The organism is Sorangium sp. So ce1153, from assembly GCF_051521595.1.
In the GTDB taxonomy this organism is placed as follows: Bacteria; Myxococcota_A; Polyangia; order Polyangiales; family Polyangiaceae; genus Sorangium.
In genome coordinates this window covers 3510481-3524378 of the sequence record NZ_CP150361.1, presented here as the reverse complement: position 1 = coordinate 3524378, position 13898 = coordinate 3510481, and the positions used below count along the sequence as shown (strand labels likewise).

The window sequence follows — 13898 nt, the reverse complement described above, 5'->3', positions numbered from 1 at the left end:
AAGGCCGAGGCCCGCATCAGGGAAGCGATATGAGCAAGACGACCGAGAAGGACAGGGCCAAGGACGACGAGGACCTCGACGAGGACGAGTCGCTCGACGAGGACAACGACGACGGGGAGGAGGAAGAGGCAAAGGCCACCGCGGTCCACGGCCGCGACGACGACGATGAGGACGACGGCACCGAGCCGGAGGATCCGTACTGGTGGACGCCGCACGCGGTGCTCAGCGCGCTCGTGTTCGTCGGGCTCCTCGGCTTCGTCGGCATGTTCAACAACACGCCGCTCGCTCGCCTCGCGGCCCCTGTCGCTCCGGAGCCCGAGGAGCACCACGCCGTCGCGTCCACGCCGCCCACGCCCGCTCCGACGCCTCGCCCGGCGCAGTCAGCGCAGGCGCCGCGGGAGATGTTCGGCGCGAAGCACCTGCTCGTCATGTACAAGGGGAGCCGCCGCGCCCCCCCGACCATCGAGCGCACGAAGGAAGAGGCCCAGGCCCGCGCGACCGAGGCCATGAAGAAGGCCAAGGCCGACCCGAGCAAGTTCGCCGACCTCGTGAAGGAGTACTCGGACGAGCCGGGCGCGGACAAGCGCGGCGGCGACCTCGGCAAGTTCCCGAAGGGCGCGATGGTCCCCGAGTTCCAGGCGGGCCTCGAGAAGATCAAGGTCGGCGAGGTGAGCGAGCTCGTCGAGACGCCGTTCGGTTTCCACGTCATCCTCCGCACGCAGTGATCCGGGCGCCGCGCGGGCGCCTGCAGCGCACAGGGAGCCCCGCGGCGCCGTGACGCCGCGGGCCCCCGCTCACCGCCCCGCGGCGCCGTGACGCCGCGGGCCCCCGCTCACCGCCTCGCGGCGCTCAGGGGGCCGGCGCGGTGACGAGCTTCTTCAGCCGCGCCGTCTTCTCTTCCTTGGTCAGCGTCATCTTGGCGTGCTCGTCGGCCGTCATGCCGCTGCGGAGCACGCGGGCCTCGTCGCCGACGCCGTAGACGGTCTTGTCGGCGCGGGCGAAGATCCACTCGGTGGCGGGGCTGTCGCCCTCCTTGTGCATCAGGCGCACCGCACCGTCGCCGATGCCCTTCTCCCGGGCCGCCCCCGGCAGCTTCGCCAGCGTCGACAGCACGTCCTTGGCCTGGTCGACGTCGCCGCGCACGACCGACAGCACCCGGTAGCGCTTGTCGGCTTCCTTGTAGTAGCCGAAGGCGCCGGGCCCCGCGCCGTCGATGCCGAGCACGTCCTTGGTCTCGTAGCGGATCCCGAGCGGGATCATGCTGTCCTTGGGCAGCGCCGCCGCGGCCGGGGGCAGCGCCGGCTCGCCCGGCAGCTTCGAGCCGAGCTCCTTCACGAGCCCGGGCAGGACCTTCTCGCTCGACGACTTGAGCGCCGCCTCGGCCAGCGCCTCGTCGTTGTACGTGATCTCGGCGAGGTACTGCCCGCGCCAGAGGTACGCGTTCCCGACCCCCATCGCGGCGGCGCCGCCGCCGTCGATGGAGCCCGGCGTCGCCTCGTCGGCGGGGTCGCCGTCGCCCACCGTGCGCTTCGTGAACATCCCGTAGGCGCCCTCGGTGGACCCGAACTTCGAGAGGTGCACGTCGACGGTCGCGGAGCCGCCGGTGCCGCTCACGTACCGCGCCTCGACCACGCGCCGCACGCCGAATCCCTTGTAGATCTCGCACTCCCCGTCGAACATGTCGCAGATGCTGTCGAGCGGCAGGGACGCCGATTCGCCGAACGTCTTCTCGGCGCCGTTCGGGTCGAGGCAGAAGCCGCCCGTCATGCGCGGGAAGAACGGCGCGCTCGCCGCGTCGCCGATCTTCCCCCCGCCGTCCGAGCAGGCGGCCGGCTTGGCGGCCGGCGGCGGCGGAGGCGGCGCGCCGAGGCGCTCCTCGTCCTTCTTGCTGCAGCCCGCGGACAGCGCGGCCGCGAGCGCCCCGGCGAGGAGCGCGCGGCACACGCGACGCGTGGCCGACGCGCTGTGGGCAAACGGGACTCTCGATGAACACCTTTCCGGCGGGAATCGCATGGCCCGTTCGCCTTGCACCTTTTTTCATAGCGCCGCAATCGTTAGCGCCCGCCGCGCGGTGTTTTGAGAGATTCACCATGGCATTCGATGACTTGGCGCGCGGCGAGCGGGGCATGCGGCTTGCCTTTGCCCGCCCTTCGGTGCGTTCTTCCTCCTGTTCGCGACCTCCTCTGCGAGATCCTCGTCGACCGCGGGCCTGCTCTCCGGGAGCGCGCGCGCGGCGCCGCGGCGGCGCGCGCGGCTTCACCCTCCCGGAGCTGCTCGCGGTGGTCGTGCTGATCGGCATCCTCGCCGCCACCGCGTCGCCGAGCTTCGTCAATGGCATGCGCGATCGCCGCGTGAACCGCACCGCCATGGAGATCAGCGGCCTCTACCGCCTCGCGCGCCACCAGGCGATCGGGCGCGGGACGGCGGTCCTCGTGCGGTGGTCGGAGACGGCGCGCGAGTTCGAGGTGCGACAGGCGCGCATCGAGGGCCTCGTGCCCGGCTCGCAGCTCTCGAAGAGCTGCCTCAACGTGGCCAACTGGATGGACCCGGCCCAGACCGAGCTGGTCACGAAGCTCAACGTCACCGACGTCGAGCTGGCCACCGTGGAGCTCCGCGATCCCACGCCGCCCGACGGCGTCGCGCACGGCGACGCCGACGTCTGCTTCACGGCGCGGGGGCGGACCTTCGTCCGCTACGACCCAGGCGCCGGGTTCGTGCCGCTGCTCGGCGCGATCCGCGTGAACGTGACCAACAGCGGGACCGGGCTCCTCCGCTCGGTCTTCGTCCCGCCGAACGGCGTCGCGAGGCTCGGCCTGTGAGCGCGGGGCGCGCTGGTCCCCACGGCCGGGCGGCGAGCGCCGGCTACACGCTCATCGAGGTGATGGCGGCGCTCGGCGTGCTCGCGATCGGCGCCACCGGCGTGCTCGCGCTGCAGAAGGCGACGCTCATCAGCAACACGAACGCGCGCAACATCGCGATCGCCAACAACATCGCCATGACCTGGGCAGAGCGGCTGCGGGTGGACGCGCTCCAGTGGAACGATCCCGGCGGGGTGCCCGACCGCGACAGCGACACCGACTGGATCAGGCTGATGACCACCGCCCCCTTCCCGGCGAAGGTGACGCCCACGCCGATCGCGGCGCTCGGCGCGCCGAGCGCCGACGTGTTCGGGACCGACATCTACACGGGCGACCCGTCGCAGTCCGCCTTCTGCACGCACGTCCGCTTCAGCCAGTTCACCGACGCCACGACGGGCGCGCGGCGCTGGGATACCCTCATCCGGGCCGAGATCCGCGTCACGTGGGAGCGCAGCGGGAACCCGATCGACTGCACGGTCGCCACGGCCACCGTCGACGCGGAGCCGGAGCGCTTCGGCGCTGTCTACGTCACGACCGCCGTCCGCCGGAACACGACCGAGAGATGACCGCGATGCGAGACCGACGCACCTCCCCCCGCGCGCGGGCGCGCGCTTCAAGACAGCGAGGCTTCACGCTCGTGGAGCTGCTCGTGGCGATGGCCGCCGGCCTCGTCGTGTCGCTCGCGGCGTTCCTCCTCTCGAAGAACGCGACCCGCTTCTTCCAGAACGAGGCGAGGGCATCGGCCTCGCACCTCGCGGCGACGATCGGGCTGAACCGGCTCGCCGCGGACCTGCAGCGCGCCGCCTACCTCTCCCCCCGCAACATCCAGACAGATGACAGCCAGCGCTGCGGAGGCGCCCCGGTCACGCCGAGCGGCCTGAGGCACCTCGCGGGCATCGCGATCCAGCGCCAGGGGTCGGTGTTCCTCCACCCTTCGGAGCTCGGCCAGAGCATCGTCAACGGGCTGTGGCCGGACGCGCTCGTCATCGGCGGCAGCTTGAACACCACCGAGGTGTTCGCGTCGCGCGTCGTCAACGACAGCGGCACCTGGTACGTCCACCTCCTCGACAGCGCCGCCTTGAGGCGCACGAACGATCGCGCGCTGGGCGGCGGGCTGAGCCTGGAAGACATCTTCCTGGAGGGCCGCATCCTGCGGATCAGCCGCCCGAGTCAGAAGCATATCTATGCTGTCATCGATCGTCTGGAGCCGGGAAACCTCGTCTACCTCAAGTCGCCTCCCGGCGTGACGACGCTGGCCACCGTCCCGGATTGCGGCCTGCCCCTCACCGGCGGCAACGCATGGGTGAGCGTCATCTCTCGCGTCCGCTACGACATCCGGAGCCTCGTCGGCAAACCGACGTCCTATGCCCCGCTCGTGGCGCCCATCACGCCGGCGCTCACCGGCGACAACGGGCGCACCGAGCTCGTGCGCGTCGAGCTCGACGACCAAGATCAGGAGATCCCGGGGACGCTCGAGGTGATTGCGGAGTACGCCGTCGACCTCAAGTTCGGGATCTCGGCCGTGCAGGCGGACCCCGTACTGCAGAAGAGCGATCCACAGATCACGCGGTATCCGATCGCCGCGACCGACAACGCGAACGTGTACACCATCGCCGCCGCCAATGACCAGCCGGGCGCCAGGCCGCAGGACGTACGTTCGGTCCAGATCCGGCTGTCGACCCGCACCCGGGCGCCCGACCGCGACGTCGGCTTCCCCGTCGGCCCCGATGGCCGCAGGCTCAGGTTCCTGATCCCCGGCATCGTCGCCGGCGTCAACACCCTGACAGACACGGTGCCTGCCGGAGCCTCTCCGGTGTTCGCCCGGATGCGCACGCTCTACGCCGATGTCGCGCTCCCGAACCAGGCAGAGCCAAGATGATGAAGAACGCAAGCATCGCCCGGTCCCGCCGTCGCTCCCGCGAGCGTGGCGCCGCCGTGTTCATCGTCGTGCTGGTCATCACGATGCTCACCGCCATCGGCCTGTTCGCGGCCCACGCCGCCACGCTGTCGACCATCGCGAGCGGCCATGAGCGCCGGATGACACAGACGCACTACCTCGCCGAGTATGCGATGCAGCTCTCGCTCGCCGAGATCGAGCAGAGGGGCGGCCTGGGTGGTTTGTCCACGGGTGTGGACTGCCTGGGCGCGCCCATCGATTGCCGAACGATCAACTCGCGCGAGCTCCAGAGCAGCGCGGCGGAAGGTCTCCTGGAGCTCGACGGGCCCGGCGCGCCAGGGAGCCTCGGTCGCACGGACGTCCGGTGGACCTTCGAGGTGGAGCTGAGCGACAGCATACGGCCTGCGCTCGGGAAGCACGACGGCACCTCCCAGACCGAACAGACCCAGGTGGGTATAGACTACTGCACGGTCGCCATGAACGGGCGGCTCATCGCCTGGCCTGACCCTGGCAGCACGCCCGACGAAGGCGAGGTGGTCGCCACGGCGGGCAGCCAGGAAGCCCTGTCCCTCGTAGCCCATGTCCTCTGCCCGTAGTGGAAGCGACGAACCGGAGCGCACGATGCGAAACCTGACGAAGGTGCTTGTCACGATGGGCTCCGCGGCGACGGTAGGCCTCCTCGCCCCGCGCGCGCGCGGGCAGGCCATCGATGTCGAGCCGCCGCTCCCCAACGTCCTCTTGCTCGTCGACACGTCGGGCTCGATGGAGCGGACCGTGGCGGGCGGGGAGCCGGACTGCAATCCGCTCAACGCCCCTGCCTCCGAGGACCTGAAGAGCCGCTGGGCGAAGCTCGTCGAGTCGCTCACGGGCCCGATCAACGACTTCTCGTGCTACGCGCAGCCCCGCACGAGCTCCGAGTTCGTCGACGAGTTCAGCCTCGGCGCGGAGCCGCCCTACGACAGGAACTATTATATCCCCTTCCATCGCCTGCTCTCCGCCGGCTGCACGAAGGGCCCTGGGGCGGACTACAACTCGCTGCGAGAGCACCCCTTCGACGACGCGGCCCAGGCCTGCACGACGGCGTGGAATCAGCAGCCGTCCGGCCTTCTCGACGTCTACCGCGACCGCATCCGGTTCTCGCTCATGACGTTCGACACGCTCCCCGACGCGAGCACCGGGCTCCTCTCCGGCTCGCCCGATCCCGCGGGCGGCATGGAGGGGATGTGGAGCTACTTCCTCGAGTTCCAGAGCGGCGCCGGGTACCCGGCGCGGGGCAACCCGCCCGACTGCGCGGTGCAGGACATGGAGGTCGGCGCCAAGAACCCGGCCGCGCCGCTCTGGGAAGGGCCGCTCGTCCCCTTGCCGTCGTACACGGCGGACATCACCGAGGTCCGCACGACGAACGAGCGCATCCAGGACGCGCTCATCGCGACGCGCCCCTACGGCGCGACGCCGCTCGCCGGGATGCTGACCGACGCGCGCGACTACATCCTCAACGAAGCCTCGATATGGCAAGGCCGGCCGCTCGGGCCGCGCGACGACCCGTACATCAGCGGCGGCTGCCGCAAGACCTCGATCGTGCTCATCTCCGACGGCGAGCCGAACCTCGACCTGCGCCCGACCTGCGCGCAGGCCCCGGGCGCGGGCCCTGAAGGGACGGGCTGCCCGTACGAGGAGCCGCACACCGTCGCCCACTCGCTCAACACCCACGTGAACCCGAACCGGCGCGTGCGGACCTATACCGTCGGGTTCGGCCTCTCCACCGAGGCGGGCACCGACTGCTCGACGATCGCCGAGTCCGACTTCCTGCCCGCCGGGCGCTGCGACGGCGCGACCGGCGCGCTCAAGGCGTGCTGCACGCTCGCGCGCATCGCCATCGAGGGCGGGACCGACCGCGGCTACTTCCCGGACGACGCCAACGAGCTCTCCTCGGTGATGTCGCAGATCTTCGCGCGCATCGCCGCGAACTCGACGAGCCGCACCCTCCCCGTCTTCGCCAACGCGGTCACGACCGCGGACACCGGCAGCGAGGCCGCGGGGGTCGCCTACCAGTTCGGCTCGTCGTTCAGCCCGCCGCCGGACGGCTCGCTCTGGAGCGGCAACCTCGAGCGCAAGCGCTTCGTCTGCGAGGCGGTGAACGGCGTGATGACGACCCAGATCGAGGACGTCGACCCGAACAAGGGCGACGACTTCGCGGCCAACGTCAACGCCAACGACCGGCCGCGGAGGTTCTTCAGCGTGATCGCCCAGGCCGACGCCGCGCTGAACGTCTGGTCGGAGCGGAGCATCCGCCCCTCGGCCGCGTCCGCGGACGGGCTCGGCAGCTACACGGGCACGGTGACCGGCGGCGGCTCCCCAGCAACGGGCTCGATGTTCGCGACCGAGCTCTCCAACGCGCCGCGCGCGCTCGGCTTCGATCCCAGCGTGGCCACCGTCGCCCCGCAGTGCTCGGGCGGGCTGCGGGCCAACACCGTCCCGCTCTGCGCCGAGCGCCTCGTCGCGTGGGAGACCGGCGAGCCGATGCCCGCGGATGTCGCCACGCGCGACGGGAACGAGCTCGGCAGCATCTACCACTCCACCCCGATCGTCGTGGGCCCGCCGCGCGAGGCCATCGCCGACGAGTCGTACCGCGCCTTCGCCGAGCACCCGGATCGGGCGAACCGGCCGCTCATGCTCTACACCGCCACGACCGACGGGCAGCTGCATGCCTTCCAGGTGACGGCGGCGAACGCGGCCGACCCGCTCAAGGTGGACCGCGTCGAGAACAACGAGCTCTGGTCCTTCCTGCCGCCCCACGTCCTCCCGCGGCTCCTCCAGACGTTCAACCAGCAGTCGATCCTGCTCGACGGCGCGCCCGTCGTGAAGAACGTCGTCTTCGAGCGCACGGGCGCGCAGGCGGCCGCCGGCAGCTCGACATGGAACACCGTGCTGCTCGCCTCCGGCGGCTCGGGCGGCGGCTTCTACTACGCGCTCGACGTGACGAACCCGCGGGAGCCGAGGTTCCTGTGGCAGCTCTCCAGGGACGACAACAACGGCGCGCTGTTCGGCGAGATGACGCCGACGCCGGCGATCGCCACGGTGGCGATCGAGACCAACGGCTCGCTCCGCGAGGTCGCGGTCGCCATCCTGCCCGGCGGCTCCGCCCCGCTCGACACGAACCAGAGCGCGTGCGCCCGGAAGAGCACGACGCACCCGTTCTTCCAGCCGACGGGCAGCCTGGCGGTGCGCGACTCGGTCCGGTGCTGGGGCCAGAGGAGCACCACCGGCGAGGTCGGCCCGGCGCGCTCGCTCACGATCGTCCGGCTCGACACAGGCGAGGTGATCCGCACGTTCCGGGGGCTCGCCGCCGAGGGGCCGGCCGGGCTCGCGCCGCGGACCACGGAGGTCGACTTCGACTCTCCGATCACCGGCATCCCCGTGCCGTTTCCGTCGGGGGTCGGCGAGGTCGCCGAGCGCATCTACATCGGCGACGCCGACGGGACGCTCTGGCACGTCCGCCTGGCGAGCACCGACCCGGCCAGCTGGACCGTGAACCTCGCCTGGGACGCGTACTCGTTCGAGACCGACACCGCGGCGAGCAGCCAGCCGATCGAGACGACGCCGGTCGTGAGCACCGACCCGCTCGGCAACACGGTCGTCCTGTTCTCCACCGGCGACCAGGAGGCGTTCACCGCGGGCGGCACCATCGAGACGCGCGCCTGGTCGATCACCGAGAAGCCGGTCAATAGCGGCCTCCGCTTCACCGAGAACTGGGTCGTCCCGTTCACGGACGGCAAGCGCGTGACCGGGCCGATCTCCCTCTTCAACGGCTGCGCGTACTTCGCGACGTTCACGCCCGCCGCGCCCGGGACCTACGCGTGCGCGGACGGGTTCGGCTCGATCTGGGGCGTCGACTACCTGCGCGGCGCGGCGGCGAACCCGGCCGCCTACCCGAACGCCTGCCTCGTGATCGATCCGCTGTCGCCCCCCCAGCACTTCGAGGATCAGACGCCGGGCACCGTCGTCTTCGGCGTGGCCGTGACGCAGAAGCCGACGTGCATCGAGACGGAGAGCTTCTCCGATCCGTACTTCGGCGCGCAGACCGTCGTCCGCCAGTCGACCCCGCCCGAGTACCAGCTCGTGTTCCACACCGGCGCCGCGGGCCAGGAGGACGCCCAGGGGGCCGAGACGCGCACGAGCACGAGGTCGCTGCAGGCGCCGCGCCGGATCGTCAAGGTCGACTCGTGGGCGACCCTCGTCGAATGAAGCGAGCCGGTCTTCTTCCGCGTGCCGCGGCGGCGCGCGCCGCCGCGGCGCTCGCCGCGTGCGTCGCGTGCGCGTGCGCCGCGCTCGCCTGCCGCAGCGACGCGGGCGCGCCGGCGCCGCCGCCGCCGAGCGACGCGTCGGCCCCGCGGCCGCCGGTCGACCAGGCGCTGCCGGGCGAGCTCGCCGAGGGCGTCGAGCAGGCGTTCGGCCTGCCCATCCCGCGGCGCATGAAGGTGCGCGCGCGCTTCTCCGACGCGGTCTTCGCGGTCGGGGAAATCCCGGCCGAGCGGGTGGCGAACTACGTGCGCACGCGCGTCCTCGCGGGCAACGTCGAGACAGGGCCGGCCAAGACGATCTTCTCGCGCGCGACCGTGAAGAGCGCGCCGCAGCGGATGATCCGGATCGAGGTGGTCTCGCGCGCGCACGTCTCGGAGCTCGTCGTCCGCGACGAGACCCGTCCGCCTCCGGAGCGGGGCCTGTCCGTCGAGGAGCGCTGGCGCCGCAACGGGCTGACGCCGGACGGCAAGGTGCTCGATCCCACCCGCCTCGAGTGAGCGCGGCCGGCGCCGGCCTCGACGTTGCGCGGCGCGACGGGCCGCCGCGCCAGTCGACATCCCCGACCTTTCGAAGTAGATCGCGCCCGTGTCGACCAAGCCGCTCCCCACCGCTCCGCTCCGCAGGACGCCGCTCTACGACGAGCACATCAAGCTCGGCGGCCGCATGGTCCCGTTCGCCGGCTGGGAAATGCCGGTCCAGTACAAAGGCGTGACCGAGGAGCACAGGGCGGTGCGCACCGCCGCCGGGCTCTTCGACGTCTCGCACATGGGCGAGATGATCCTGGGCGGCGAGCACGCCGGGCAGGTGGTCGACTACCTCGTCACGAACGACGTCAAGAAGCTGGAGGACGGTCAGGCGCTCTACACGTGCGCGTGCAACGACGCCGGCACGATCCTCGACGATCTCATCGTTTACCGGATCGACCCGCGGCAATGGCTCATCGTCTGCAACGCGTCGAACCGCGACAAGATCTCCGCCCAGTTCCGGAGCGCGGCGCAGAACCACTGCAGCTTCGAGGACGCGTCGGACCGCACCGCGATGATGGCGCTCCAGGGGCCGAAGGCGCTCGACATCGTCGCGCTCACGGGCGGCGACGGCGCGGCGCTGCGCGAGCTGCCGTCGTTCCACTTCCGCGACGCGACGCTCGCCAACGTCCGCTGCACCGTGGCCCGCACCGGCTACACCGGCGAGGACGGCATCGAGATCTTCTGCTCTCCGTCCGACGCGCAGCGGCTCTGGCGTGCGCTCGTCGAGCTCGGCAGCCCGCTCGGCCTCGAGGCGACGGGCCTCGGCGCGCGCGACACGCTCCGCCTGGAGGCGCGCCTGTCGCTCTACGGCAACGACATCGACGAGACGACGAACCCGATCGAGGCGGGCCTCGGCTGGGTGGTGAAGCTCGACAAGGGCGATTTCGTCGGGCGCGCCGCGCTCCAGCGCGTCAAGGAGGAGGGGCCCGTGCGCAGGCTGGTCGGCTTCGAGATGGTGGGGCGCGGCATCGCGCGCCACGGTTACCCGCTGCTCGACGCCAGCGGCGCGAAGGTCGGCGTCTGCACGAGCGGCAGCCCGGGGCCGACCGTCGGCAAGAACATCGGGCTCGGCTACCTGCCGGTGTCGATGGCCACCGTCGGGACCACGTTCCAGGTCGACTGCCGCGGGCGGTCGGTCGAGGCGGTCGTGGTCAAGACGCCATTCTACAAGCGGGCCTGAGCCGCGGCGCGCGGACGCGAGCGCGCGAGTCGCACGAGGAGCGGCGCGGGGCGACCATAGACCCAGGTTGGCAAAGGGAGAAGAAGTCACATGGCGAGCGATGATGTCCGAACGGACCGGCGGTACACCAAGGACCACGAGTGGGCGAAGCAGGAGAACGACCAGGTGGTCGTCGGGATCACCGCCTTCGCGGTCGATCAGCTCGGCGACATCACGCTGGTCAACCTCGACGTGAAGCCGGGCGACACGATCACCGCGGGCAAGGCCTTCGGCACGATCGAGAGCGTCAAGACGCTGAGCGATCTGTTCGCGCCGTTGAGCGGCAAGGTCGAGCGCGTGAACAGCGATCTCGAGAACCGCCCGGAGCTCGTCAACGAGGACTGCTACGGCAAGGCGTGGATGATCGTCGTCTCGCCCTCGGACCAGGGCGAGCTCGGCGGCCTCATGGAGCCCGCCGCGTACGCTGAGCTCCTGAAGACCGCGGCGCACTGAGCGCCGCGCGCCGTCGTCACCCTTCCCGCATCACCCTTCCCGCTGCACAAGACCATGCGCTACCTGCCCCATACGCCCGAGGAAATCAGCGAGATGCTGCAGGCCGTCGGCCTGTCGTCGCTCGAGGAGCTCTACAGCGCGATCCCGAAGGAGGCGCGGCTCACGCGCCCGCTCTCGATGGATCCTCCCCTCGATGAGGCCTCGCTCATGCGGCACCTCGAGGAGCTCGCGCAGAAGAACCGCGCCGGGCGCATGCTCTCGTTCCTGGGAGCCGGCGCTTACGAGCACCATTTCCCGCCGGCGGCCGACCAGCTGCTGCTCCGGAGCGAGTTCTACACCGCGTACACGCCGTACCAGCCCGAGGTCTCCCAGGGCACGCTCCAGGTGATCTTCGAGTTCCAGACGATCGTGAGCGAGATCCTCGGGCTGCCGGTCGCCAACGCGTCGATGTACGACGGCGCGAGCGCGCTGGCGGAGGCGGTGCTGATGGCGCGCCGGCTCACGGGGCGCGAGCGCACGGTGCTGTCCGAGGGCGTGCACCCCGACTACGCCGGCACGGTCGAGACGTACGTGCACGGCATCGGGACCGGCAAGGCGTCGCTGGTCCGCGTCGGCGTGGGCCGCGACGGCACGGCGGACGTCGACGCGCTGACGCGGGCGATCGACGAGACGACCGCCTGCGTGGTGGTCGGCTACCCGAACTTCTTCGGGGTGGTGGGCGACATCCGGAAGGTGGCCGAGGTGTGCCACCAGAAGGGCGCGCTGCTCATCACGGTCACGCTGGATCCGTACGCGCTCGCGCTGCTGGAGTCGCCGGGCGCGCTCGGGGCCGACATCGCGGTGGCGGAGGGCCAGCCGCTCGGGCTGCCGCCGCAGTACGGCGGGCCGAACGTCGGGCTCTTCGCGTGCAGGAACGACCGCAAGTACCTGCAGCAGGTGCCCGGCAGGCTGGTGGGCGAGACGGTCGACAAGCACGGGACGCGCGGCTACGTGCTGACGCTCGCGACGCGCGAGCAGCACATCCGCCGCGAGCGCGCGACGAGCAACATCTGCACGAACAGCGGGCTCTGCGCGACGGCGGTCACGATGCGGATGTGCATGCTGGGCAAGCGCGGGTTCGTCGACGCGGCGAGGCAGTGCCTCGCGAAGGCCGAGCACCTCAAGCGGGAGATCGCGCGGCTCGACGGGTACGCGCTGCCGCTGTCGGCGCCCACCTTCCACGAGTTCGTCGTGCGGGTCCGCGGGGGCGACGCGGGCAAGCTCACGCGGGCGCTGGCGGAGCAGGGGATCATCGCCGGGCTCGATCTCGGGCGGATCGACGCGCGGAGGCGGGACGAGCTGCTCGTCGCGGTGACCGAGCGGCACAGCCGCGCGGATCTCGATCGGCTCGTGCAGGGGCTCGCAGGGTTCGCGGGCTGAGGCGGCAGGCGCGGCGCGCTCAATGTCACGTGCGCCGTTGCCCCTTGCGGTGCAGCGTCGGAGACGCTGCACCGCAGCACCCGGGATCCCTGGCGATCCCGGGTATCCACCCTCCATCGAAGCGCGCCACGGATCGCTCGCACAGGCCCTGCTCGGGTCGCGACGCGCGGCTTCCGAGCTGCTGCGGCTCACCGTCCACCGCCCCTCTCTCCTGCCGCTGTGGCCGAACCCGCTCCCTGCGCAGCTGCGCAGGAGCGCCGGCAGGACGTCGCCGCGCGCTGACGAAGGCGGTGAGCGCTCCCCTGCGTTCGAATCGCTTCCCCGGCGCCCGAGCCACCCGTTTCAAGGCTTGAGATGCCTTCTCGGGCGCCGAGTGAGCGATTTCAAGCCTTGATCCGCTCCGCTGGCCCGCCGGGCCGGCGATCTCAAGCCTTGATCCGCTCCACCGGCCCGCCGAGTCGGCCGTCTCAAGGCTTGAAAGGGCCGACTCGGCGCCCGAGTCGCTCGCTGCAACGCTTGCATCAAGCGTTGCAGCGAGCCGCAGAGCCCACGCGTCCAGCGAGGGCTGCTTGGAGGCCACCCCCGCCGGTGGACGGGGTGTATCGCGGCCGGCGGGGGCCTGGAGCGGTGCGCTACGCTTGGTGCTCGCTGCGCTCACGAGCGGCAGCGCGGTCACGCTTGCGTTGATCGCGCTCGGCCGGTGCTTCATGGGGGTCAAGAGAAACGCGGAAGCGATCGCCTGCCTGGCCCGCACCGTCGCCAGGATTCTGGCAAGGAACCCCGATGCCCGGAGCCCGGCCCTGGGCGAGACCGCGGCGGCCCGTTACCGAGCCGTCCTCCCCGCCGACCGACCGCAGCCGCTCGCCCAGCGCGCCGCCGAGCTCCGTCGGGAACGGGCCCTCGCCCACCCGCGCGCAGTACGCCTTCGCCAGGCCGAGCCCCCGGCGGATGCGCGTCGGGCCGACCCCGGCGCCCACGCACGCGCCCCCGGCGATCACCGACGACGTGACGAACGGGAACGTGTCGTGATCGATGTCGAGGAGAGTCCCCTGCGCCCCTTCCGAGAGCACGCGCTCGCCGCGGCGGAGCGCCCCGTCGAAAAGCTGCGATGTGTCGGCGAGCAGCGGTGTGATGCGCTTTGCCAGCGAATCGCGGAGCTCATATTTTTGTTGAATGCGGAGCACCCCGAGCGCTATGTAAGCTGTCCTTCCTAAAGCGGTCGT

At 71.3% G+C, this 13898-nt stretch carries 11 protein-coding genes and 1 pseudogene; 10 read left to right on the top strand and 2 right to left on the bottom strand.

Features of this window, described 5'->3' with window-relative positions; genetic code table 11:
* The first annotated feature begins 29 nt into the window (after nt 1-29).
* Nucleotides 30-725 (top strand): peptidylprolyl isomerase, encoded by a 696-nt coding sequence (locus WME85_RS12605; RefSeq protein WP_437838001.1) that lies wholly within the window; start codon nt 30-32, stop codon nt 723-725.
* A 124-nt stretch (nt 726-849) separates the two neighbouring features.
* On the opposite strand, the gene WME85_RS12600 is transcribed toward WME85_RS12605, so the two are convergent.
* On the bottom strand, nt 850-1944 hold the full coding sequence (locus WME85_RS12600) for a DUF6599 family protein (RefSeq protein WP_437837999.1): 1095 nt from the start codon (nt 1942-1944) through the stop codon (nt 850-852).
* 41 nt (nt 1945-1985) lie between these two features.
* Between WME85_RS12600 and WME85_RS12595 the strand changes: the two genes are divergently transcribed.
* From WME85_RS12595 to gcvPA, 9 genes are all read left to right on the top strand, one after another.
* Nucleotides 1986-2819: a pilus assembly FimT family protein gene (locus WME85_RS12595; protein WP_437837997.1), complete on the top strand. Its 834-nt coding sequence runs from the start codon at nt 1986-1988 to the stop codon at nt 2817-2819.
* Nucleotides 2816-3424, top strand: a complete 609-nt coding sequence (locus WME85_RS12590) for a type IV pilus modification PilV family protein (RefSeq protein WP_437837995.1) — start codon at nt 2816-2818, stop codon at nt 3422-3424. Before WME85_RS12595 ends, WME85_RS12590 begins: the two co-directional genes overlap by 4 nt.
* Nucleotides 3421-4737, top strand: a complete 1317-nt coding sequence (locus tag WME85_RS12585; RefSeq protein ID WP_437837993.1) for a PilW family protein — start codon at nt 3421-3423, stop codon at nt 4735-4737. Before WME85_RS12590 ends, WME85_RS12585 begins: the two co-directional genes overlap by 4 nt.
* Nucleotides 4734-5351: a hypothetical protein gene (locus tag WME85_RS12580; RefSeq protein ID WP_437309371.1), complete on the top strand. Its 618-nt coding sequence runs from the start codon at nt 4734-4736 to the stop codon at nt 5349-5351. The genes WME85_RS12585 and WME85_RS12580 overlap by 4 nt, the downstream gene beginning before the upstream one ends.
* 25 nt (nt 5352-5376) lie before the next feature.
* Complete coding sequence (locus tag WME85_RS12575) at nt 5377-9000, top strand: hypothetical protein (protein WP_437837991.1); 3624 nt, start codon at nt 5377-5379, stop codon at nt 8998-9000.
* Nucleotides 8997-9554: a hypothetical protein gene (locus WME85_RS12570; protein ID WP_437837989.1), complete on the top strand. Its 558-nt coding sequence runs from the start codon at nt 8997-8999 to the stop codon at nt 9552-9554. Before WME85_RS12575 ends, WME85_RS12570 begins: the two co-directional genes overlap by 4 nt.
* 88 nt (nt 9555-9642) lie before the next feature.
* Nucleotides 9643-10764: a glycine cleavage system aminomethyltransferase GcvT gene (gene gcvT, locus WME85_RS12565; RefSeq protein WP_437837987.1), complete on the top strand. Its 1122-nt coding sequence runs from the start codon at nt 9643-9645 to the stop codon at nt 10762-10764.
* A gap of 90 nt (nt 10765-10854) precedes the next feature.
* The gene (gene gcvH / locus WME85_RS12560) at nt 10855-11256 is read left to right on the top strand and encodes a glycine cleavage system protein GcvH (protein WP_437837985.1); all 402 of its coding nucleotides are present in this window, start codon (nt 10855-10857) and stop codon (nt 11254-11256) included.
* Nucleotides 11257-11310: 54 nt separating this feature from the next.
* Nucleotides 11311-12675: an aminomethyl-transferring glycine dehydrogenase subunit GcvPA gene (gcvPA, locus tag WME85_RS12555; protein WP_437837983.1), complete on the top strand. Its 1365-nt coding sequence runs from the start codon at nt 11311-11313 to the stop codon at nt 12673-12675.
* An 815-nt stretch (nt 12676-13490) separates the two neighbouring features.
* Here the strand turns inward: gcvPA and WME85_RS12550 are convergent.
* Nucleotides 13491-13856: pseudogene (locus WME85_RS12550) on the bottom strand (adenylosuccinate synthetase); the annotation flags it as partial.
* Nucleotides 13857-13898: the final 42 nt, after the last annotated feature.